Origin of the sequence: Sinorhizobium mexicanum, from assembly GCF_013488225.1 — a bacterium.
Lineage (GTDB): Bacteria > Pseudomonadota > Alphaproteobacteria > Rhizobiales > Rhizobiaceae > Sinorhizobium > Sinorhizobium mexicanum.
This window is the reverse complement of record NZ_CP041238.1, coordinates 4,267,088-4,290,257: the sequence shown is the minus strand read 5'-3', so window position 1 is coordinate 4,290,257 and position 23,170 is coordinate 4,267,088. Positions and strand designations below refer to the sequence as shown.

At 63.0% G+C, this 23,170-nt stretch carries 14 protein-coding genes; 7 read left to right on the top strand and 7 right to left on the bottom strand.

What is annotated here, in order from left to right; all coding sequences use genetic code 11:
- The first annotated feature begins 64 nt into the window (after positions 1-64).
- Positions 65-1,750 (top strand): heparinase II/III family protein, encoded by a 1,686-nt coding sequence (locus FKV68_RS20090; RefSeq protein ID WP_180939512.1) that lies wholly within the window; start codon positions 65-67, stop codon positions 1,748-1,750.
- Positions 1,751-1,952: 202 nt separating this feature from the next.
- Positions 1,953-3,563, top strand: coding sequence for a bifunctional phosphoribosylaminoimidazolecarboxamide formyltransferase/IMP cyclohydrolase (gene purH, locus FKV68_RS20085; RefSeq protein WP_180939511.1), 1,611 nt, complete (start codon positions 1,953-1,955; stop codon positions 3,561-3,563).
- A 269-nt stretch (positions 3,564-3,832) separates the two neighbouring features.
- On the opposite strand, the gene FKV68_RS20080 is transcribed toward purH, so the two are convergent.
- Together FKV68_RS20080 and FKV68_RS20075 are read right to left on the bottom strand one after the other, a co-directional pair.
- The gene (locus FKV68_RS20080) at positions 3,833-5,221 is read right to left on the bottom strand and encodes an MFS transporter (RefSeq protein ID WP_180939510.1); all 1,389 of its coding nucleotides are present in this window, start codon (positions 5,219-5,221) and stop codon (positions 3,833-3,835) included.
- 120 nt (positions 5,222-5,341) lie between these two features.
- On the bottom strand, positions 5,342-10,129 hold the full coding sequence (locus FKV68_RS20075; protein ID WP_180939509.1) for an NAD-glutamate dehydrogenase: 4,788 nt from the start codon (positions 10,127-10,129) through the stop codon (positions 5,342-5,344).
- Positions 10,130-10,411: 282 nt separating this feature from the next.
- Between FKV68_RS20075 and pdxY the strand changes: the two genes are divergently transcribed.
- Both pdxY and FKV68_RS20065 read left to right on the top strand, forming a co-directional pair.
- Positions 10,412-11,293 carry a pyridoxal kinase PdxY gene (gene pdxY, locus FKV68_RS20070; RefSeq protein WP_180939508.1) on the top strand — a complete coding sequence of 294 codons (882 nt, stop codon included), beginning with the start codon at positions 10,412-10,414 and terminating at the stop codon, positions 11,291-11,293.
- 236 nt (positions 11,294-11,529) lie between these two features.
- The gene (locus tag FKV68_RS20065; RefSeq protein ID WP_180939507.1) at positions 11,530-12,177 is read left to right on the top strand and encodes a carbonic anhydrase; all 648 of its coding nucleotides are present in this window, start codon (positions 11,530-11,532) and stop codon (positions 12,175-12,177) included.
- A 49-nt stretch (positions 12,178-12,226) separates the two neighbouring features.
- Here the strand turns inward: FKV68_RS20065 and FKV68_RS20060 are convergent, their stop codons facing one another.
- Positions 12,227-13,048 (bottom strand): lytic murein transglycosylase, encoded by an 822-nt coding sequence (locus FKV68_RS20060; protein WP_180939506.1) that lies wholly within the window; start codon positions 13,046-13,048, stop codon positions 12,227-12,229.
- 201 nt (positions 13,049-13,249) lie between these two features.
- Complete coding sequence (locus tag FKV68_RS20055) at positions 13,250-14,284, bottom strand: aspartate-semialdehyde dehydrogenase (protein WP_180939505.1); 1,035 nt, start codon at positions 14,282-14,284, stop codon at positions 13,250-13,252.
- Between the two features lie 553 nt (positions 14,285-14,837).
- On the opposite strand from FKV68_RS20055, the gene FKV68_RS20050 reads away from it, so the two are divergent.
- A complete protein-coding gene (locus FKV68_RS20050; protein WP_180939504.1) occupies positions 14,838-16,727 on the top strand; it encodes an MFS transporter in 1,890 nt (629 codons plus the stop codon).
- A 100-nt stretch (positions 16,728-16,827) separates the two neighbouring features.
- On the opposite strand, the gene FKV68_RS20045 is transcribed toward FKV68_RS20050, so the two are convergent.
- A complete protein-coding gene (locus FKV68_RS20045) occupies positions 16,828-17,526 on the bottom strand; it encodes a phosphatase PAP2 family protein (protein ID WP_180939503.1) in 699 nt (232 codons plus the stop codon).
- Positions 17,527-17,662: 136 nt separating this feature from the next.
- On the bottom strand, positions 17,663-18,775 hold the full coding sequence (gene leuB / locus FKV68_RS20040; RefSeq protein WP_180939502.1) for a 3-isopropylmalate dehydrogenase: 1,113 nt from the start codon (positions 18,773-18,775) through the stop codon (positions 17,663-17,665).
- 378 nt (positions 18,776-19,153) lie between these two features.
- Here leuB and FKV68_RS20035 point away from each other — a divergent pair, with 378 nt between their 5' ends.
- Positions 19,154-19,795, top strand: coding sequence for a LysE family translocator (locus FKV68_RS20035; protein WP_180939501.1), 642 nt, complete (start codon positions 19,154-19,156; stop codon positions 19,793-19,795).
- Between the two features lie 91 nt (positions 19,796-19,886).
- Positions 19,887-21,974: a M3 family metallopeptidase gene (locus FKV68_RS20030; protein WP_180939500.1), complete on the top strand. Its 2,088-nt coding sequence runs from the start codon at positions 19,887-19,889 to the stop codon at positions 21,972-21,974.
- Here FKV68_RS20030 and FKV68_RS20025 read toward each other — a convergent pair.
- Positions 21,971-23,143 carry a dihydrodipicolinate synthase family protein gene (locus FKV68_RS20025; protein WP_180939499.1) on the bottom strand — a complete coding sequence of 391 codons (1,173 nt, stop codon included), beginning with the start codon at positions 23,141-23,143 and terminating at the stop codon, positions 21,971-21,973. The two genes, FKV68_RS20030 and FKV68_RS20025, sit on opposite strands and share 4 nt — an antisense overlap.
- Between the last annotated feature and the right edge of the window lie 27 nt (positions 23,144-23,170).

The following is a 23,170-nucleotide window of genomic DNA, read 5'->3' as shown; positions in this document are numbered from 1 at the left end:
CATGCGGTGGCCTCAGGCGCTTCGAAAGGGTCCGTTGCAGGAATAGGGAAACCGACGGGCGCTGATGGTGTTTTCCGGTAAGCAAAGGCTTCTTTACCTGTATCTACGGGAAGGCTGGCGCCGATTTTCGCGCCGCATCTCGCTCGGCCGCCTGACGGCGATGCGCTTTGCCGGGTCGACTCCGGACCGACTGATCGTTGCGCCGACCGATCTGCGGGCGATCGATCCCTTCGTTGCCGAGGAGATCCTTGAGGGCCGCTTCCCGCTTGCCGGCCGCGTGCTCGATACCGAAGGCGAATCCCCCTTCGAGATCGATTTGCCGTCGCACGAGTTTGCGGCCCGGCTCCATTCCTTCGGCTGGCTCAGGCATATGCGCGCGATCCGCGACGATGCCGGCTACATGAGGCTCCGGCAGATCGTCGACGACTGGATCGGCAGCCACGGACGCACAATCGGAGATATCTCCTGGGAAGCCGACGTGATCGCCCAGCGCATCATCGCCTGGCTGTCGCATTCGCCGGTGGTGCTGCGGAACGCAGAGCACGGGTTCTACCGCCGCTTCCTGAAAAGCCTGGCTTTCCAGGTTCGCTACCTCCGGCACATTGCGGACACGGTCTGCGACGGAGAGGCGCGGCTTCGCGTGCGCATGGCGCTCGCCATGGCATCCGTGTCGATGCCGGCGTCCGCTTCCGCCATCCGCAAGGCCTCCCGCAATCTCGATCTGGAGCTCGATCGCCAGATCCTGCCGGACGGCGCGCATTCGTCGCGCAGCCCGCGGGCGGGGCTCGAGCTTCTGCTCGATCTGCTGCCGCTCCGGCAAACCTACGTCAACCTTGGCCACGATGTGCCGTCGCGGCTGATCCCCTGCATCGACCGGATGTATCCGGCCTTGCGTTTCTTCCGTCACCAGGGCGGCGAACTCGCGCTTTTCAACGGCGCGACCTCGGTTCTCGCGCACGAACTCGCCTCGGTCCTGCGGTACGACGAAACGGCCGGCGAGCCCTTCCACTCGCTGCCCCATGCCCATTATGAGCGGCTGTCGCTCGGTGAAACCGTCGTCATCATGGATACCGGCCGCCCGCTCTCGATCGACCTGTCGCGCAGTGCCCATGCGGGCTGTCTCTCCTTCGAGATGTCGTCGGGCAGAAATCGCTTCGTCATCAACTCCGGCGCACCGAAGTTTGCCGGCGAACGATTTCGTCAGATGGCCCGGGCGACCGCCGCCCATTCCACGGTGACGGTCAACGATACGTCCTCATGCCGCTTTTCCCAATCGCGGTTCCTCGGGCCGATCATGACGTCCGGGGTCTCCACGGTGCTGGTCCAGCGAAGGGACGAGTCGGGCAGCATCGAGTCCCTCTGGACCAGTCACGACGGGTATCTCGCCTCCTTCGGCCTGCTTCATGAACGCGATATCAGCATCTTGAACGGCGGCCGGCTGCTTCGCGGGCGCGATCGGCTTTCGCGAGGAGATGGCGGCGATCCGGATGCCGCCAACGCCGCCAGTGCCGTCGCCCGCTTTCACATCCACCCGGCGATCGCGATGCGGTGGGCGAGCGACAGCGAAATCTATCTGGTCGCGCCCGATGGTGAGGCCTGGCTGTTCGCCTGTCGGGACGGGGACCTGGCGATCGAGGAGGATATCTTCTTCGGCGACCCCTCGGGTGTGCGTGCCTCCTCGCAGATAACCGTCACCTTTGCCGTCGCTGCACAGCCCGAAATTCAGTGGACCCTTACCCGCGAGAGCTAGGGCTTTAGGTCATTGCTTCTTGCATGTCGTTGTCCGAAAACCGCTGCACAATTTTGGGCGACATGCATTAGATCGCCGCCTATTTTCGGCTGCTAACGGCGCCGAAGGTTCCTTCCCGGGGCAAGCTATGCTAACGGGCAGCCATCCCAATCGCCGGCACCTTTCTCCCCAAGCGTCCGGCGCCGCCAAAGGAGCATGGTTGATGGCTGTCGCCTCCAAGAAAATCCCCGCCCCGGACGAGGTCCGGATCCGCACCGCCCTCCTCTCGGTTTCCGACAAGACCGGCATCGTCGAGCTCGCGCGTGCTCTTCACGAAAAGGGCGTGCGCCTTGTTTCGACCGGCGGCACGCACAAGGCACTGTCGGACGCCGGGCTCCCGGTCAGCGACGTGTCGGAGTTGACCGGCTTTCCGGAGGTCATGGATGGCCGCGTCAAGACGCTTCACCCGGGTGTTCACGGGGGCCTGCTCGCCATTCGCGACGACGCTGAGCACGTGGCGGCGATGGACAAGCACGGCATTACCGCCATCGATCTTGCCGTCATCAATCTCTATCCGTTCGAAGAGGTTCGCGCCAAGGGCGGCGATTATCCGACGACGGTCGAGAACATCGACATCGGCGGCCCGGCGATGATCCGGGCCTCGGCGAAGAACCACGCCTATGTCACGATCGTCACCGATCCCGCCGACTACGCCCCCCTTCTCGAAGAGATCGCCGGCGGCACGACGCACTATGCCTTCCGCCAGAAAATGGCGGCAAAGGCCTACGCCCGCACGGCGGCCTACGATGCCGCGATTTCCAACTGGTTCGCTGACGTTCTCGACACGCCGATGCCGCGCCATCGCGTGATTGGCGGCGTGCTCAAGGAAGAGATGCGCTACGGCGAGAACCCGCATCAGAAGGCGGGCTTCTACGTGACCGGCGAAAACCGGCCGGGGGTCGCGACCGCCACGCTGCTGCAGGGCAAGCAGCTTTCCTACAACAATATCAACGACACCGACGCCGCCTTCGAGCTCGTGGCCGAGTTCCTGCCGGAGAAGGCGCCGGCCTGCGCCATCATCAAGCACGCCAATCCCTGCGGCGTTGCGACGGCGCCGTCGCTCGCGGAAGCCTACCGCCGGGCGCTCGCCTGCGATTCCACGTCGGCCTTCGGCGGGATCATCGCGCTCAACCAGGAGCTCGACGTCCCGACGGCGGACGAGATCGTCAAGCTCTTCACCGAAGTCATCATCGCGCCGTCGGTCAGCGACGAGGCGAAGGCGATCATTGCGCGCAAGCCGAACCTCCGGCTGCTTGCAACCGGCGGCTTGCCGGATACGCGCGTGCCAGGCCTTTCCGCAAAGACCGTCGCCGGCGGCCTGCTCGTCCAGACGCGCGACAACGGCATGGTCGAGGACCTCAAACTCAAGGTCGTGACGAAGCGCGCACCGACCGCGCAGGAGCTCGAAGACATGAAATTCGCCTTCAAGGTGGCGAAGCACGTCAAGTCGAACGCCATCGTCTATGCCAAGGACGGCCAGACGGCCGGTATCGGGGCCGGCCAGATGAGCCGCGTCGATTCCGCCCGCATCGCCGCCATCAAGGCGGAGGAGGCCGCCAGGGCACTGGGTCTCGCCGAACCGCTGACGCGCGGCTCTGCGGTCGCATCGGAAGCGTTCCTGCCCTTCGCCGACGGCCTTCTGTCGGCGATTGCCGCCGGCGCCACCGCCGTTATCCAGCCTGGCGGCTCGATGCGTGACGAAGAGGTGATTGCCGCGGCAAACGAGCACAACGTTGCCATGGTCTTCACCGGCATGCGCCATTTCCGGCATTGAGTGGCTCAAGTGTGCTGCTACCCAAGCGGGAAGCGGTAGTGTCGAGCGCCCTACTCTCGCCTTGTCATCCTCGGGCTTGACCCGAGGATCCATACGCAGGCATCGCCACAAGTGAAGAAGCGGCAACTTTGGCCGCTTGACAGTAGATCCTCGGGTCAAGCCCGAGGATGACGACCGCTGGCGACGTGGGCGGACATGATCCACGCACCTCTGAGGAGCGCCGGCATAGCCCTTCAGCAACACGACGCGAAAACCCTCGTGGCGGGTTTTCATGCCGGGCGATGCGCCGGATAGGGTGTCCATAGAAGGATGATGAGACCTACGGCGAGGAAAACGACCAGCGCCATCATACCGATGCGCGCGGAATCGGTCATCACCGTGATCGTTGCGACGGAAGCGGGAGCAAGAAACGAGGTCGCGCGTCCGGAAAGGGCGTAAAGGCCGAAATAGCGGCCGGCTTCCTCAATCGCGACGCTGCGGGCGAGGTAGGAGCGAGACGAGGCCTGAACCGGTCCGAAGGCGATGCCGACCAGGAGGCCGTAGAATATGTAGGCCTTTTCCGCCGCCGTGCCGAAGAGACCGCCGGTGTCGTCCGTCGGAAGCGTGAGCAGCCCGAACAGGGTGAAGCCGGGGCCTGTCGAAACGATCCCGAGCGTGGCAATGGTGAGGCAGATGAGGCTCCATAGCACGATCGTTTTCGAGCCGAGCCGTGCATCGAGCCAGCTCGCACAAAGGCAGCCGCCGATCGCGACGACGTTGAGGATGATGCCGTAGATGCCAAGCTCCATCGTCTGCCAGGCGAACATCCCCGCAGCAAAGGTGCCGCCAAGCGCCAACAGACCATTGACGCCGTCCTGAAAGATCATCCGGGCGATCAGGAAGCGCAGTATCCCAGGCCTTTGCTTCAATTCCCCGAGCGTGCCCTTCAACTCCGAAAGGCCCGTGGCGGTGGCCCTGCCCAAAGACATCGCCGCCTTTGTCGCATCGGGGGTGAACAGGAACATCGGCAGGATGAAGATCAGGTACCAGACGGCCGAGATCGGTCCGGTAATGCGGGCATCTTCCCCCTTGGCGGGATCGAGGCCGAAAATCGGGTCGAGGCCGAGCGCCGTCTTTCCCGTCGCAGGGTTTCCGGCAATGAGCGCAACGACGGCGATCAGGACGATCATGCCGCCGAGATAGCCGAGCCCCCAGGCAATGTTCGAGATGCGGCCGACTTCTTTCTCGCTCACCAGGCGCGTCATCATCGAATCGTTGAAGACGATCGAAAACTCGGCGGCAACGGTCGCCAGAGCGAGAAAGATTGCCGGATAGAGGATGGGCCAGCCCGGTGCGGCGAACCACAGCATCGCGAGCGAGACGATCTTGATGATGGCGAAAAAGCCGATCCACGGTTTGCGCGGGCCGGTCGCGTCTGCGATCGCGCCGAGCACGGGCGAAAGAACCGCGATGATGATGCCCGAGACCGTGAGCGTATAGCCCCAGATCGCCTGCCCCTGCACATGGTCGGCCGTGAGCCGGGACACGAAATAGGGCGCGAAGATGAAGGTGGTGATGACGGTGAAGAAAGGCTGCGCGGCCCAGTCGAACAGCATCCAGCCGATGATGCCGAGGCGCGACGCCCTGGGCTGCTCTCCCGCTTCGGCCGTAACGTCCATTTCCCCTCCTGGATTTATCGCCCCCGCCGACTGATTTTGACGAGGGCGATAACGCGTTGAAATCGCGATGAAACCCGGAGCGGAATCAGTCCTCCGGGCCGATTGCCCGGACGGACTGTGTCATTTCGCCTTGGCGCGTGCAAGGTCGTTGAGCAGGCCAGCCGCGACCGTGATCTTGGCGAGTGTCGTCTCGCCCTTCTCGGTGAGCAACTTCAACTGGTCGTCGACGCGCGAAACGCGTTCTCGATCGTTGTCCTGCCACGCAAGCACTGGATTGCGTTCGCGCTTCTGCTCGACGAGGGCTGCGACCGTGATATCCCGCCGAGCGGCGCCGATATCGGCGACGGCGCGCGAGAGCGCCATGGCCTCGAACTGCTCGGTCGCGGGAACGCGGTCGGCGGCGGCGAGCAGCCGGTTGATCCTGAGGTTCTCCGTCACGGTGAAATAGCCCTGCGCCGTGCGGCTCAGCGTTTCCTTCGTTTCGGTGGAGATCTGCATGATCTCCGGCACGAGGGTCATCAGCGACAGTTCGGCGATTTCCTCGGCAAGCTTTGCCGGTACGCCGCTTTCGATGAAGGTCGTCGCCTTCAATCGCGCTTCCTCGGCGCTTTCTCCGGAAATAGCGGCGCGCATCGTGCCGCGCAGCTTCTGCAAGCCGTCACGCAGGCGCGAAACCGCATCGGATACCGGCCCCCTTGCGGCGCCGGTGCGCAGGGCCTTCTCGGTGACGAGGGCGAAGATGCGGCCCACTTCCTGGTAGAGCGCATTCTGAACGCCGCCCCCGACCTTATTGTCGAGCGCGTCGATTTCTCCGTAAATCCGCTGCAGTTCGAAGCCGTCGAGCGCCAGCACGGCCGCCTTGACGACGTCGCTGGAAAGGAAGCCGGTCGAATCGGTGAGCGTCGAAACGAAGGCGGGACCGCCGCGGTTGATCGTTTCATTGCCGAGGACCGTCGCGATGATCTCGCGGCGCAGCCGGTGCCCGCGGATGTCGCCGGCATAGGTCTTGCGCATCTTCGCCGGGAAATAGCGCTCAAGCGTCGTGGTGAAATAGGGGTCGTCCGGCAGATCGCCGACGATCAGTTCGTCGAACAGCACCAGCTTCGCATAGGAAAGCAGCACGCCGATCTCGGGGCGCGTCAGCGGCTTGCCCGCCTGGTAACGCTCGCTCATGGCGAGTTCCGTCGGCAGTGTCTCGACCTTGCGGTTGAGGTGGCCGTCGGCCTCGAGCCGCGCCATCAGCCGTGCCAGCGACGTACGGTTGGCGAGGCCCTGCATTTGGGTGAGCGAGATCGCCAGCGATTGCTGGTAGTTGTTGCGCAACACGAGATGGCCCACTTCGTCGGTCATCGACGCCAGGAGCGTGTTGCGCTTCGGCCGCGTCAGCCGACCGTCCCGCATGGCTGAGGCAAGCGCGATCTTGATATTGACCTCGACGTCGGAGGAATTGACGCCGGCCGAATTGTCGATCGCGTCGGAATTGCAGCGCCCGCCGGCGAGCGAGAAGCCGATGCGGCCCTTTTGGGTGACACCGAGATTGGCGCCTTCACCGATCACGCGGGCACGCACCTCTTCCGCCGTGACGCGGATCGCGTCGTTGGCGCGGTCGCCGACCTCGGCGTCCGTTTCATTGCTGCCGCGCACATAGGTGCCGATGCCGCCGAACCAGAGCAGGTCGACCTGGCTCTTCAGGATGGCATTCATGATCTCGAACGGGGTCGCCTTCTGCTTGTCGATGCCGATTGCCGCCATCGCTTCCGGCGTCAGCGTCACCGACTTCTCGGCGCGCGAGATGATCATCGCGCCCTGCGACAGCGTCTTGCGGTCGTAGTCCTGCCAGCTCGAGCGCGGAAGCGCGAACATGCGCTTGCGTTCGGCGAAGGAAAGATCGGTATCCGGATTCGGATCGATGAAGATGTCGCGATGGTCGAACGCGGCGATCAGCCGGATCTTCTCCGAAAGCAGCATCCCGTTGCCGAAGACGTCGCCGGACATGTCGCCGACGCCGGCGACGGTGAAGGGCGTCGTCTGGATGTCGATGTCCATTTCGCGGAAATGGCGCTTGACGGTTTCCCAGGCGCCGCGGGCGGTGATGCCCATCTTCTTGTGGTCGTAACCCGCCGAGCCGCCGGAGGCAAAAGCGTCGTCGAGCCAGAAGTCCGCTTCCTGCGCAAGCCCGTTGGCGGTGTCGGAGAAGGTGGCGGTACCCTTGTCGGCCGCGACCACGAAATAGGGGTCGTCGCCGTCGAGCCTCAGCGTATCGGCCGGCGGCACGACATCCTGGCCGACGATGTTGTCGGTCACCGACAGCAGCGTGCGGATATAGGTCTTGTAGGCTTCCGTGCCGGCCTTGAAAATTTCATCGCGCGTTCCGCCGGTCGGCAGCTGCTTCGGGTAGAAGCCGCCCTTGGCGCCGACCGGGACGATGACGGCGTTCTTCACCTGCTGTGCCTTGACGAGGCCAAGCACTTCGGTGCGGTAGTCCTGCGCCCGGTCGGACCAGCGAAGACCGCCGCGTGCCACCTTGCCGAAGCGCAGGTGTACGCCTTCGACCTCGGTGCCATAGACGAAGATCTCGCGGAAGGGCCGAGGCTCGGGCAGGCCGTCGAGCTGCTTCGGGTCGAGTTTGAAGGCAAGAACAGCACGAGGCCTGCCGTCCGCATCCCTCTGGAAATAGTTGGTCCGGAGCGTCGACTGGATCACGTTGACGTAACGGCGCAGGATCTGATCCTCGTCGAGGCTCGGCACGGCCGAGAGGGCTTCCTCGATCGCCGAAAGCAAGGCATTGCTCTTCTTCGTGCGCGCCTTCACCTCGGTCTTCGGATTCAAACGCGTCGCAAACAGCCGGAAGATGTCGGCGGCGATCGCCGGATATTTGTTCAGCGTGTCGGCAATATAGCCCTGCGAGTAGGTGATGCCTGCCTGGCGCAGATAGCGCGCATAGGCGCGCAGCACCGTGACTTCGCGCGCGGTGAGGCCCGCAAGCAGGATCAGACGGTTGAAGGTGTCGTCCTCGGTCGTGCCGTTCCATGCGGCAAGGAACGCCTCTTCGAGCGCCGGGCCTGTCTTGGCGAGATTGAGCGCATGTCCGTCCCGGTGAACGAGCTCCATATCGTGCAGCACGACGTTCCGTTGTTCTTCCGCATGGGAGCTGACGCCGATGTCGTAGGTCTGCTCGCTGATGACGCGGAAGCCGAGATTCTCGAGGAGCGGCACGCGACGCGAGAGCGAAACCGGATCTTCCGCGTGAAAGATCTTGAGTTCCAGCGTGTCCGGCCTTTCCTGCTGTTTATGATAGAACGAGATGCGGATCGGGTCGTCGGCCTTGCAGGCAGCGATGTCGTGGAGGTCGTCATAGGCCTCCGCCGGCGTGAAGGCCGCCTGATAGGCTTCGCCAACCGAGATCTCGACGCCGTCCTTGCGGGCAAGCAGGTTGAAGCGATCGGTCCAGCGGGTGACGATGCTGCGAACCGCCTCCTCGAGCTTGGCCTGCGGAACGCGCGGCGTCTTGCCGGCGTAGCGGCCAATGATGAAATGGACCCGTGCCAGCCCGCCTTCGGGGAAGGCCGGGTAATATGCGGAAACGCGGCCGTCATACGCGGTCTTCAGGTAGTTGCCGATCTTCTCGCGCACATCCGAGTCATATTGCTCGCGCGGCACGAAGACGAGGACCGAGACGAAGCGGTCGAAGTGGTCGATGCGCGGCAACACCCTGATGCGCGGGCGGTCGCTCAGTTCGTTGATCTGCTCGCAGAAGGCGGCGAGCAGGCCGACGTCGATCTGGAAGAGGTCGTCGCGGGGATAGGATTCGAGCGTGTTTGCCAGCATCTTGCCGGAATGGCTCTGGGGATCGTAGCCGAAATAGTCGATGATCTTTTCGATCTTGTGCCTGAGCAACGGTATTTCCGAAGCCTGGCGGGTATAGGCCGTCGACGTGAAGAGGCCGACGATGCGCAACTCACCGATCACGTTGCCGGAGGCGTCGAAGCGCTTGATGCCGATGTAGTCCATGTAGGCACGGCGGTGGACGACGGATTTCACATTGGCCTTGGTAACGATCAGGAACTCGGGCCCCTCGAGGAAGGCGAGGATTTCCGGGGTCGTCAGCACGGCATCCTTGCCCTGGCGCAGCACGCGGACGTCGGGGTTGGAGAGAAGGCCGAGGCCCCTGCCTTTGCCGCGTTCGACCTTCGCCTTCTCGCCCTTGCCGGAATAGGTGTATTCCCGCATGCCGAGGAAGGTGAAATTGTTGTCCCTTAGCCAGCGAAGGAAAGCGAGCGCCTCGTCGCGATCACTCTTCTTGCGCGACGCATTGTAGTCTTCCAGCTCCTGCATCGCCTGATTAAGCAATGCTGTCATCGCCGGCCAGTCGTGGACCGCCTGATGGACCTGCTCCAGCACCTCGGCAATGCGGTTGCTCAGCGAACGCGCTTCGAGCGGCGCGAGCTTGTTCAGGTGGATCTGGATATGGCTCACCCGGTGCGCCGGGTCGCTTTCCTCGTCCGGATCAAACGGCTTGATGGGTTTGCCCGGCTCCATGACCAGAATGGGATGGATCGCGAGGTGGATGTCGCGGTGGGTGCTCGTCACCTCGCCCATGACCGAATCATAGAGGAACGGCATGTTGCGTTCGGTGACGGCGATGATCGAGACATCGGTGCCGCCCGGCGCGACCCCCGGGACGGTTTCGACCAAAACTTGCGGCTTGCCGCCGTCCCATCGCGCCAGTTCCTTGCGCGCATGCGCGGCGGTCAACGCCAGCATGTCGGCGGTGTAGAGATCGAGGTCGTCGTTGCTGGCCCCGCCGAAAAGGATCTCGGGCGCCAGCGCCTCGGCGCCGATCTTGCTGGCAGCCGCCTTGGCCGCGTCGATGTGCCTGTCCCGTTTCGGATTGTATTTCACGCCCATGAACTCTCTCCCCATTCGTGATAGACGAGCCTATCAGAACCATGGCCAATGGCGATTGTTTTATGCTCGATTTCGGCAAAATCGAGCCATACTTTGGAGAAATTCACGCGATTTCGACCTAAATCCATTTAAATCGAGGGTGATTTTGCAAAAATTGCTCGAAAAACCTTAGAAACGAACGAAAACGCCGAAGAGCTGTTTCGTCCCTGTCTTACACGCCCTGTTGACAGGCCCGTGACAGTCGGGCGATCACACTTCGATTCGAAGAAATGGAATTGCCCGATGCCCGAAATGCCTGCAGCACCCGGCGCCGTCATCGTCATTTCAAGCCATGTGGTTCGCGGCACCGTCGGGAACCGGGCCGCGGTCTTCGCACTGGAGACGCTCGGGCATCGCGTCTGGGCCGTGCCGACGGTGATCCTGCCATGGCATCCGGGTCACGGCCGCTCGACACGGGTGACGATCGCCGATACGGACTTCCGGTCGATCATCGATGATCTCGTCAGTGCGCGCTGGATCGGTGAAGTCCGGGCCGTTCTCTCAGGCTATCTGGGCTCGCCGGGCCAGGTCGACGGTGTTGCGCAACTGGTCGCGGGGTTGCGTGAGCGCAATCCGGAGGTCCTGTACGCGTGCGATCCCGTCATCGGCGACATAAACGGCCTTTATGTTTCGGCCGAGATCGCGGCCGCGGTGCGCGACCGGCTGCTGCCGCTGGCGACCCTTGCGACCCCCAACCGGTTCGAACTCTCCTGGCTCGCCGGCGCTGCGCTTGAAACGAATACGGCGATCCTCGATGCGGCACTCGGTCTCGGGCCTTCACGCGTGCTGGTGACTTCGGCGATCCCGATGATGACCGGTGGTACGGGCAATCTCTACCTGTCCGGGAGTCATGCGCTGCTGGCAGAGCACCGATTGGTCGACAATCCGCCGAACGGCACCGGCGACCTGCTGGCCGCCGTGTTTCTGTCGCGGCTGCTCCAAGGGCTGCCGGAAGAGCGGGCGCTGCAGATGGCGACCGCCAGCGTGTTCGAGATCATTGCCCGCAGCCGCAAACGCGACGCCGATGAGTTGACGCTCGAGCAGGATGCCTCGAGCCTGGCGACGCCGATGGCGATGGTGCAGATGCGGCGGCTGTTGCATCCGAGCCAGGTGCGGAGGAAATAGCGGCGGATTTAAAAGAAACGGCTCATAAGCGCTCGTCGCCCTTTCAGGTGCGACACGGTCGCTGTAACACTTCGACGCTTCATCGGTCCCTACAGCGCCGCGCGTCTTATCAGACGCACAAGGTCGCTGTAGCACTTGGATTACTGCATGATTTTGTCCTTAAATCGATTCCGATTTAAGGAATCATGCAGTAGGAGCGATGCAGCAATGAATGAGTGAATGACGCGGGGTTATCGATGGATATGCAGGGTTTTCCGGAACATCTTCTGACCGGCTACCGCAATTTCATGAGCGGTCGTTTCAACGAGCAGCAGCAACGCTACAAGACGCTTGCCGAGAGCGGCCAGAAGCCGAGAACGATGGTCATCGCCTGTTGCGATTCGCGGGCCGCACCCGAAACGATCTTCGACAGCGGTCCCGGAGAACTCTTCGTCATCCGCAACGTCGCCAACATGATGCCGCCATACGAGCCGGACGGCCACTATCACTCAACCTCCGCCGCGCTCGAGTTCGCGGTTCAGTCCCTGCGCGTCAGCAACATCGTCGTCATGGGGCATGGGCGTTGCGGCGGCATCAAGGCGGCGCTCGATCCGGATGCGGAACCCCTCTCCCCCGGTGATTTCATCGGGCGGTGGATGAACCTGTTGAAGCCGGCCGCCGAACAGATCCAGAGCAACGAATATATGACCCAGGCGGAGCGCCAGCGCGCGCTCGAACGGGTGTCGATCCGCAATTCGCTCGCCAATCTCAGGACCTTTCCTTGCGTCCAGATACTTGAGACCAAGGGCAAGCTGCAGCTTCACGGCGCGTGGTTCGACATCTCGACCGGCGAGCTTTGGGTGATGGACGCCAAGACTGGCGATTTTGCGCGACCGGGCATGTAAAGGCCCGGTCCTTTCGAACCGGGCTCGCTCGATTTTCTGTCGGACGCGATCAGTCGCCGTCGATCTCGGCGCCGATGATGGCGATTGCCTGCTGATAGACGCTGGCTGCATTCCAGCCCTGGATGGCCGCGTAGTTGACTTCGCCGGGCTGATAGCCGCCGCCCGGCTGCCAACCATGGCCGCGCAGGAAGTTGGCCGTCGAGGCAAGAGCGTCCGCCTTGGAGCGGACCATGTCGATATGGCCGTTACCATCGCCGTCGACGCCAAATCGTAGGACGTTGACCGGCAGGAACTGGGTCTGTCCGATCTCGCCGTGGGCAGCCCCCCGGGCGGCCGGGCTCAGATCGCCGCGCTCGACGAGCTGGAGCGCCGCGTAGAGCTGATTGGTGAAATAGTCCGAACGGCGGCAGTCATAGGCGAGCGTCGAGACGGCCGAGAGCGTATGTTCCTTGCCCATGAACGAGCCGAAGCCGGTCTCCATGCCCCAGATCGCGATCAGCGGACCGGCCGGCACGCCGAACTGCTGCTCGATGCTGTCGAAGAGCCTGGCGTTCTGTGCCCGCATTTTCTTGCCGCGCGAGATGATCGCCTGGCCGCCGCGCTTCTGCATGAACTGGTCGAGCGAGAGCTTGAAGCTCTTCTGGCCGCGGTCGGCGCGGATCGTCGCCCTGTTGTAGGCGACACCGGAGAGCGCCTGCTCGATGACCGAAGGGCTCATGCCGTTGCCGGCGGCTTGCTGCTTGAACTCGGCGACCCAGGCCTGAAAGCCGCTCCCGTCATTGCCGCATTGGGCCGCCGCCGCGGTCGAGGAAAGGATCGCCGTTGAAACCAGGGCCGCAAGCCCCGCCACTACGCACTTTGCCCTGTGCATGAAATACCCCGTCATTTGCCCGAACTGTCGCCTGTCTTCAAAAAACGCCCGCTTCTGCCGGCCCTATTACTGGTCCCCGCGTCACGGGATGTCATGTTTCACGTGAATCCGCCCCAAACATGTGCGGAAAAACCAATGGGAAGCCCCGCGGGGTCCTTTTCGGACCGGGCGGGGCTTCAATTCACGCCTGAGCGGGGCCGATCAAGCGGCCTGCTTGCGTGGCTTTACCAGGCCGCGGTTGACGAGCAATTCGGCGATCTGGACGGCGTTGAGCGCGGCGCCCTTGCGCAGGTTGTCGGAGACGACCCACAGGTTGAGGCCGTTCTCGACTGTCGCGTCCTCGCGGATGCGCGAAATATAGGTCGCATCTTCGCCAGCGCATTCGTAAGGCGTCACGTAGCCGCCGTTCTCATGCTTGTCGACCACCAGGCAACCCGGCGCTTCGCGCAGGATATCGCGCGCCTCATCGGCGGTAATTTCGTTCTCAAATTCGACATTGACCGATTCCGAATGGCCGATGAAGACGGGAACGCGCACGGCCGTGCAGGTCACCTTGATCTTCGGATCGAGCATCTTCTTGGTTTCAGCCAGAACCTTCCACTCTTCCTTGGTGTAACCGTCTTCCATGAACACGTCGATGTGCGGGATGACGTTGAAGGCGATACGCTTGGTGAACTTCTTGCTCTCGATCGGATCGGCAACAAAGACGGCGCGGGTCTGGTTGAAGAGCTCGTCCATGCCATCCTTGCCGGCGCCGGAAACCGACTGATAGGTGGAAACGACGACGCGCTTGATCTTGGCGCGGTCATGCAGCGGCTTCAGCGCGACGACGAGCTGGGCCGTCGAGCAATTCGGATTGGCAATGATATTCTTCTTCGAGAAAAGGGTGATCGCATCGGGGTTGACTTCCGGGACGATCAGCGGAACGTCCGCGTCGTAGCGCCAGGCGGAGGAATTGTCGATGACGACGCAGCCCTGCTGGCCGATCTTCGGCGAATACTTCTGCGAAACCGCGCCGCCGGCCGACATCAGGCAGATGTCCGTATCGGAGAAATCATAGGTTTCGAGGTTGGAGACCTTCAGCGTCTTGTCACCATAGGAAACTTCGGTACCGATGGAGCGCGACGAGGCGAGCGCCACGACTTCATCGGCGGGAAAGCCGCGTTCCGAAAGGATGTTCAGCATTTCCCGGCCGACATTGCCGGTGGCGCCTGCGACTGCAATCTTGAAACCCATGATCTAAGCTCTCTTTCTGTCTCTCCTCGTCTGGTGGAGGGGGAAGCCGCACGGGAGGCCCGCGAGGTTCCTGTCCCCGGCCTTACCGGGGAGAGAGCGGAGGGCCAGAGACGTCAGACGGTTTTCGTCGTCGTTTTGGCCGTTGTTTTGCTAGCGAGCGAGAAATGGCGAACTTGCCCGGCAACAGCAGCCGGCAAGATCAGCGCAGCGATGGACGGACCGTTCGGTCGCATGGCGGTTTCCTCGTTCGCCGCTGCTCATACGCGGTTTTCGGCAAGAGTCAAGCCGCCGCCGGCGTTTGCCGCGATCGCTTCCCGGGCGTGAATGCCGGAAAGAGCGAAAGCCGCGCCACACTTTTGCGTGATCTCGTTTTCGGCGGCGCGCCCGATCGCCGCATTAGACCAAAGTCATAAGCCGAAAGCATCGCTGCCTCGCGCGCCACTTTTCTGACATCTTCATAAAAGGCGCACCACGTCCGGATTGTTCAGGGAGGAACGTCGGATCGGGGAATGGGCGCTCCAATATGCCGATTTTGGAGTGGAGGATCATCAAAATGGCAAATGTCGCAACAGTGGACGGCGTAAAAGCCCGTCCCATGACCGGCGAGGAGAGGAAGGTTATCCTTGCTTCGTCGCTCGGTACCGTCTTCGAATGGTACGATTTCTATCTTTATGGTTCGCTTGCTATCTATATCGGTGCGACCTTCTTCAGCCAATATCCGACCACGACGCAGTCCATCTTCGCGTTGCTCGCCTTCGCGGCCGGCTTCCTGGTGCGCCCGTTCGGCGCGCTCGTTTTCGGCCGTCTCGGCGATCTCGTCGGCCGCAAATATACGTTCCTTGTCACCATTCTGATCATGGGCCTGTCGACCTTCCTGGTCGGTGTCCTGCCCGGTTCGGCCTCCATCGGCATCAGCGCGCCGATCATCCTGATCGGCCTGCGGCTGCTGCAGGGCCTGGCCCTTGGCGGTGAATATGGCGGTGCGGCGACCTACGTTGCCGAACACGCGCCGCATGGGCGACGCGGCTACTTCACCTCGTGGATTCAGACGACGGCGACGCTCGGTCTCTTCCTGTCGCTGGTCGTGATCCTGCTCGTGCAGTTCGCGGTCGGCAAGGAAGCCTTCGCCGCGTGGGGTTGGCGGGTGCCGTTCCTGCTTTCCTGCGTGCTTCTCGGCGTCTCCGTCTGGATCCGCCTGAAGATGAACGAATCGCCGGCCTTCAAGAAGATGAAGGAAGAAGGCAAGGGCTCGAAAGCGCCCCTGACGGAAGCCTTCGGCCAATGGAAGAATGCCAAGATTGCACTTCTGGCACTCTTCGGTGCGGTGGTCGGCCAGGCGGTCGTCTGGTACTCGGGCCAGTTCTACGCGCTCTTCTTCCTCACGGGTGTCCTGAAGGTGGACGGCCAGTCGGCCAACCTGATGGTGGCCGCCTCGCTGCTTCTCGGCACTGGTTTCTTCGTGGTCTTCGGCTGGCTGTCGGACAAGATCGGCCGCAAGCCGATCATCATGGCGGGCCTGCTGCTTGCCATGCTCACCTACTTCCCGCTGTTCAAGGCGCTGACCTGGGCCGGAAACCCGGCACTTGCCGAAGCACAGGAGAATGTCCGCGCCACGGTTACCGCGGCTCCCGGCGGCTGCAACTTCCAGTTCAACCCGACAGGCGTGCAGAAGTTCACGAGTTCGTGCGACATCGCGACCGCGTTCCTGACCAAGAACTCCGTTCCCTATGACGTCGTGAGCACTGCGGCGGCGGGAACGCCGGCGACCGTCAAGATCGGCGAAACGACGATCACCAGCTATGATGCGGTTGCTGCCGGCGACAAGGCGAAGGCCGAGGATGCTGCCTTCAGCAAGAAGGTCAACATGGCGCTGCAGGCCGCCGGCTACCCGCTCGTGCGCGGCGTCGCCAAGGTGCCGGAATCCAAGCTCGACGCCTTCGTTGCGGCCAATCCGGAACTGGCGCTCGACGCGGCTGCTGTCCGTGCCGGTGAAAAGACCATGGTACCGGCCGACAAGCTGACTGCCGACAAGCTGCTGACCAAGGAAGAACTCGGCGGCGCTGCCGAAATGGCGGTCTATTCGATCGACAAGGGCGGCGCCTTCACGATGGTGGCCGATCCGGCCCGCGTCGACTGGACGACGATCATCGCCGTGCTCACCGTCCTCGTCATCTATGTGACGATGGTGTACGGCCCGATCGCAGCCCTGCTGGTCGAACTCTTCCCGACCCGCATCCGCTACACCGGCATGTCATTGCCCTACCACATCGGCAACGGCTGGTTCGGTGGCCTGCTGCCGGCAACGGCCTTCGCGATGAGCGCAGCCCGGGGCGACATCTATTACGGCCTCTGGTACCCGATCGTCTTCGCCGGCATCACACTGGTCATCGGCATGCTGTTCCTGCCGGAAACCAAGGACCGCGATATCCACGCAATGGATTGAGCGGCGATTCAAAATCACGAGGCGGGATGCGGGCGGAAACCCGTCCTCATCCCGCCGGCTAACTCTCCTGAACTCCGGCGCGGCTTGCTGCGCCGGCCTTTTATTTGTCCTTTTGCTGAGAACTCCCTTTTTTCGGCGCCGGCCAGCCACCGGCGTCCAGTCGGAAGAGCCAGCCTTGCCGGGCAAAAAGGAAGGCGACCATTACCGCGACCCAAAGGCCGAGCAGCAGGCCGGCGGCAACATCGCTCGGATAGTGCGCGCCGACGACCACGCGCGAAACGCCGATCACCAATGCCAGGACGAGAAATACGGGTCTTAACTGCGGCATGAGCATCGCAAAGGCGCCGAAGAAGGCGCCGGCGGCCATCGAGTGGCCCGAAGGGAAGCTTTCAAATAGCCGATCGCTGGTGAAGGGCGTGAGGCTATAGGCGCCGTAGTCGGCAAAAAGCTCCGGCCGCGCCCGCCCGATGAGGAATTTCAGCCCATGCACCAGCGTGCTGGCGGTTCCGACCGTCAGCAGGAAATAGGCCGACAGATTGCGTGCGCTGCGCGCCTTGTGCCGGAGCGTCTCGTGGCGCGCGGCGCGTCGGGCGATGAAGGCTAGGAGCAGTAGCAAGGCCGAGGCGTAGATCATCCAGGCGGCGCTGCCGATATCGGTTATCACCCGGTTGAAGTCGACGATCTCGTCCGGCAGATGCTGCGCCCATTGCGACAATTGCGGATCGAAGGGAATGAGTGCAAGCACGAGCAGCGTCGTTGTCAGGAAGATCCAGACCGTGGAGGCGAGCGGTTGATTCATACCTTACCTTTTCCGCATCTTCCTGCATGTGAAGCCGAACGCGCCGAAATCAAGACCCGAATGAAAAACACCTCCGGAGAGGCCCTCCGGAGGTGGTTTTGTCGAACCTTATCGGCATAGGCCGAGAGAAGAACCGTCAGGCAGAAAGCGCCTTGAATTCCGCGAGGATCGCGTCGCCCATTTCGGCGGTGCCGACCTGGCGGGCGCCCTCGGCCATGATGTCGCCGGTGCGGATGCCCTTGTCGAGCACGTCGGCGATCGCCTTTTCCAGGTTGTCGGCTTCCTTCACGAGGTTGAAGGAATAGCGCAGGCACATGGCGAAGGACGCGATCATGGCGATCGGGTTGGCGATGCCCTTGCCGGCAATGTCCGGTGCCGAGCCGTGCACGGGCTCGTAGAGCGCCTTGCGCTTACCCGTCTTGGGATCCGGCGCACCGAGCGAGGCGGAGGGCAGCATGCCGAGCGAACCGGTAAGCATGGCGGCGACGTCGGACAGCATGTCTCCGAACAGGTTGTCGGTGACGATCACGTCGAACTGCTTCGGCTGGCGCACCAGCTGCATGCCGCCGGCATCCGCCAGCATGTGTTCCAGCTGCACGTCGGCAAATTTCGCCTTGTGCGTTTCGGTCACGACCTGATTCCAGAGCACGCCCGATTTCATCACGTTGCGCTTTTCCATCGAGCAGACGCGGTTCTTGCGCGTGCGGGCGAGCTCGAAGGCAACGCCAGCGATGCGCTCGATCTCGTATGTGTCATAGACCTGCGTGTCGATGCCGCGCTTCTGGCCGTTGCCGAGGTCGATGATCTCCTTGGGCTCGCCGAAATAGACGCCGCCTGTCAGTTCGCGCACGATCAGGATATCGAGGCCTTCGACCAGCTCCGGCTTCAGCGAGGAAGCATTGGCAAGCGCCGGATAGCAGATGGCGGGCCTCAGATTGGCGAAGAGTTCCAGATCCTTGCGCAGGCGCAGCAGACCGGCTTCCGGCCGTACTTCATAGGGTACCGCATCCCACTTCGGTCCGCCGACAGCGCCGAAGAGCACGGCATCGGCGGCAAGCGCCTTCGTCATGTCCCCTTCCGAAATCGCCGCGCCATGGGCGTCATAGGCGGAGCCACCGACAAGCCCCTCGTCCGTGACGAAACCGGCACCGAGTTCGCCGTTCATGTAGGCGATGATTTTGCGGACTTCCGCCATGGCTTCCGGGCCGATGCCGTCGCCGGGCAGAAGGAAGAGATTGCGCACAGTCATGGATAGTCCTTCTCAAGGGGAAACTCGGGCGCGTTCTTAGCGCAACTTCGTATCGAGGGAAATCTTTGTGACGAAAGATTTGTGCGCGACGCGGAGGGGTTCCCCGCGAAACAGGCGTGCTCGTCCGCCTGTGAGAAGGTCTTGGGGCGACACCAGTTCCGGCTCGCGCAAAGGCGAAGGAAAGTCCCATGCGCAAATTCGTTCGGGCCGTTGCGGACCTGATCCGCGCTACGATCGACGCCCTCACCTTCCGCAACCCATCACGTGGCCGCTGAGGGTTTCGCAATACGGCGTTGTGCCGCCCTTGCCCGATCCGTTTCCGCTTGACGGAACGACTGCCGGACGTTCGAATGGCGCCACTGAAACCGGGGATTCGAGATGTCCGAGACGCTTCTTGTCGGTGCCTTTCTCGCGGCGCTTTCCTACACGCTGATCCCCGGCCCCGCCTTCCTGGCGCTGCTTGGCATCGGCGCCGGCCAGGGCCGCAAGGCCGGCGCGCTGTTCATGGGCGGGCATCTCGCCGGCGACATCGTCTGGTCGACGCTGGCGCTTGTTGCAATCGTCGGTGCGCGATCGATCGGCACCGCAATTTTCGACGTGCTCGGCCTTTTCTGCGGCGCCTATCTCGCGTGGATCGGCTGGACTGCGATTCGCGCCCGGCCGAAAGGCGAGAACCGCGCGTTGCTGACGGTGGAGCGGCCGCTGCGCCGCGGCCTGATTTTCGGGCTCACCAATCCCAAGGGCTATCCGGTGGCGCTGGCGACCTTCACGGCGCTGCTTGCCGGTTCCGCCAATGCGCTCGAGTTCAACGCCCTGCCGATGCTGCTCGCCGTGTCGCTCATCGGTTTCCTCGTCGCCGACCTGATCTTGATCGCGATCATCGGCGCGTCCGTCGTCCGCCGCTTCTATCGCCGCCACGAGCTGGCCATCGTCCGCCTCTCCGGCCTCCTCTTCATCGGCTTCGCCGCACAAGCGGTCTGGCATGCGGCGCCTGGTCTTTTCGGCGTGCGCAAGCCTTGACGTTGGTCAGATTGCCAACCACTTCAAACGTCTCCGCCGGCACGCCGATGCTCTCCTGGGCCCGCCGGTCCTGCATGCGAAAGGAATCCCGATGACTGCAAGCGCTTCGCTCAACCCTGCCCTGGTGAATTGGACCGGACACGAAGGCCTGCCGCGCTTCGATGCGGTCAAGGACGAGGATTTCGCGCCGGCCTTCGATGCGGCGCTCGCGGCGCACGAAGCGGAGATCGACGCGATCGCCCACAATCCGGAACCGCCGACCTTCGAAAACACGGTCGTTGCTCTCGAAATTGCAGGCGACGAGCTTTCGCGTGTCTCGGCGCTTTTCTGGAACAAGGCCGGCGCCCATACCAACGATGTGATCCAGGCGCTCGAACGCGAGATCGCGCCGAAGATGTCGCGGCACTATTCGAAGATCGGCATGAACCCGGCCCTGTTCAGCCGCATCGATACGCTCTGGGAGAAGCGCGAAGGGCTCGGCCTCGACCTTGAGGCAACGCGCGTTCTCGAACGCCACTGGAAGGGCTTCGTCAAGTCCGGCGCCAAGCTCGACAAGCCCGAGCAGGAGCGGCTTGCCGCCATCAACGAGAAGCTTGCCGGCCTTGGCGCCAAGTTCGGTCAGAACGTGCTTGCCGACGAGAAGAATTGGGCGCTGTTTCTTACGAGCGAGGACGAACTCGCAGGCCTGCCGGAGTTCCTCAAGGATGCCATGGCGGCGGCGGCCCGCGAACGAGGCGAAGACGGCAAATACGCGGTCACCCTCTCCCGCTCGATCATCGAGCCGTTCCTGACCTTCTCCGACAATCGCGAGCTTCGCGAGCAGGCGTTCAGGGCGTGGACGGCCCGCGGTGAAAACGGCGGCGAGACCGACAATCGCGGCATTATCGCCGAGACGCTGGCGCTCCGGGCCGAGAAGGCAAGGCTGCTCGGCTACGAGAATTTCGCGGCGCTGAAGCTCGACGACACCATGGCGAAGACGCCGGATGCCGTGAACGGCCTGCTGATGCAGGTATGGGAGAAGGCGGCGGTGCGCGCCCGCGAGGAAGAGGTGGATCTCGCCAAGCTGATCGCCGCCGAAGGCCGCAATCACGAGGTCATGCCGTGGGATTGGCGCCACTATGCGGAAAAACTGCGCGCCGAAAAATTCAGCTTCTCGGAAAGCGAGCTGAAGCCTTATCTCCAGCTCGAGAAGATCATCGATGCCTGCTTCGATGTCGCCAACCGCCTCTTCGGCGTGACCGCCACGGAGAAGAAGGGCGTTCCCACCTATCATCCCGATGTCCGCGTCTTCGAGATCCGCGACGCCGCCGGCAAGCTGGTCGCGCTGTTCCTCGGCGATTATTTCGCTCGCTCCTCCAAGCGCTCCGGCGCCTGGATGAGCGCATTCCAGTCGCAGCACGGGCTGAAACTGAAGAATGGTGACGTCGGCGAAATTCCGATCGTCTACAATGTCTGCAATTTCGCGAAGCCCGCCGACGGCAAGCCGGCGCTGCTCTCGATCGACGACGCGCGCACTCTGTTCCACGAATTCGGCCATGCGCTCCACGGCATACTCTCCAACGTCACCTACCCGTCCGTATCCGGCACCGGCGTATCGCGTGATTTCGTCGAGCTGCCGTCGCAGCTCTACGAGCACTGGCTGACGGTGCCGGACATTCTGCGTACCTACGCGGTGCATTATCGGACCGGCGAGCCGATGCCCCAGGACCTGCTCGACAAGGTGCTGGCGGCAAGAACCTTCAATTCCGGCTTCGCCACGGTCGAATTCACCTCCTCGGCGCTGGTCGACATGGCCTACCACACGGCGGAAGCCATCGCCGAGCCGATGGCGCTGGAAGCGGCGACGCTGGAAAAGATCGGCATGCCGAAATCGATCGTCATGCGCCACCGCAGCCCGCATTTCCTGCACGTCTTTTCCGGCGACGGTTATTCGGCCGGCTATTATTCCTACATGTGGTCGGAGGTGCTCGACGCCGACGCCTTCGCCGCCTTCGAGGAAACAGGTAATCCGTTCGATTCGCAGACGGCAAAGAAGCTCAAGGACAACATCTATTCGGTCGGCGGCGCCGTTGACCCGGAGGATGCCTACAAGGCTTTCCGTGGCAAGCTGCCGAATCCGGATGCGATGCTGGCAAAGAAGGGGCTGGCGGCTGTAGCGCCGCCCTCGCCCGCCACTTAGTCTATCTGTTCGACGCCGAGCACGGCGAGAAAATTGCGCATGCGCGCCGCCGCGAGCTCCGGCTTGTCGAGCACGTTGGCTTTGTCAGCCAGCCGGAAGACGTCCGTATAATGCAGGAGACCGCGAGAGGACTGCAGGCCGGCCGGCAGGGTGAAATGGCGCTGGTGGCCGTTCAGCCAAGCGAGGAAGACGACGCCGGCCTTGTAGTATTGCGTCGGCGCTTCGAAGATCTTGCGCGACAGGGGCACCGTCGGCTCGATCACGCCGCGGAAGGTGGCGGCGTCGCCATCCGCCAAGGCGGCAAGCGCCTTCGAAGCCGAGGGGGCCACGGCGTCGAAGATGCCGAGCAGCGCGTGGCTGTATTTTTCGCCGTCCCCTTCGATCAGCTCCGCATAGTTGAAATCGTCGCCGGTGAAGCAGAGCACGCCCTCCGGAAGGCCGTTGCGCAGCGCCACTTCCTTGGTGTTGTCGAGCAACGAAATCTTGATGCCTTCCACCTTGGCGCTGTTCTCGGCGATGATCGACAGCACCGTTTTCAGCGCTTCCTCGAAATTCTCCGATCCCCAGTATCCCCTTAGTTGCGGGTCGAACATGTCGCCGAGCCAGTGCAGCACGACCTTGTCCTTGGCCTGGCGCAGGATGTGGCCGTAGACACGGCGGTAATCGTCGGCCGATCGTGCAATGCGGGCCAGAGCGCGGCTCGCCATCATGATCGCCCGGCCGCCCTCGGCCTCAACGAAGCCGATCTGCTCCTCATAGGCGGTGATGACGTCCTCGATCGAGCGCGCCGCGTCGGGAGACAGATGGTCGGTGCCGGCGCCGCAGGCCAGATCGGTGCCCGGAACGCTGCGCGCCTCGGCAAGCGAACGGCGGATCAGCTCCTGCGCGTCCGGCCAGACAAGCCCCATGCCGCGCTGGGCGGTGTCCATCGCCTCGGCGATGCGGAAACCGAGGCTCCAGAGGTGGTGGCGAAAGGCCATTGTCGCCTCCCAGTCGATTGCCGGCCGTCCCCACGGATCGGCATCGCGGAGCGGATCGGAAACGACATGCGCGGCCGCATAGGCGATGCGATTGAAGGTCGGGACTTTTGCGGGCCGGGCGATCGGTGTTCCCTGGAGCCGGTAGAGTTCGAGCGAGCCGTCTTGGCGCGGCAGGAGCAGGCTGGGCATGGGCGTGAATCCTCCTCAGGTTTGCGC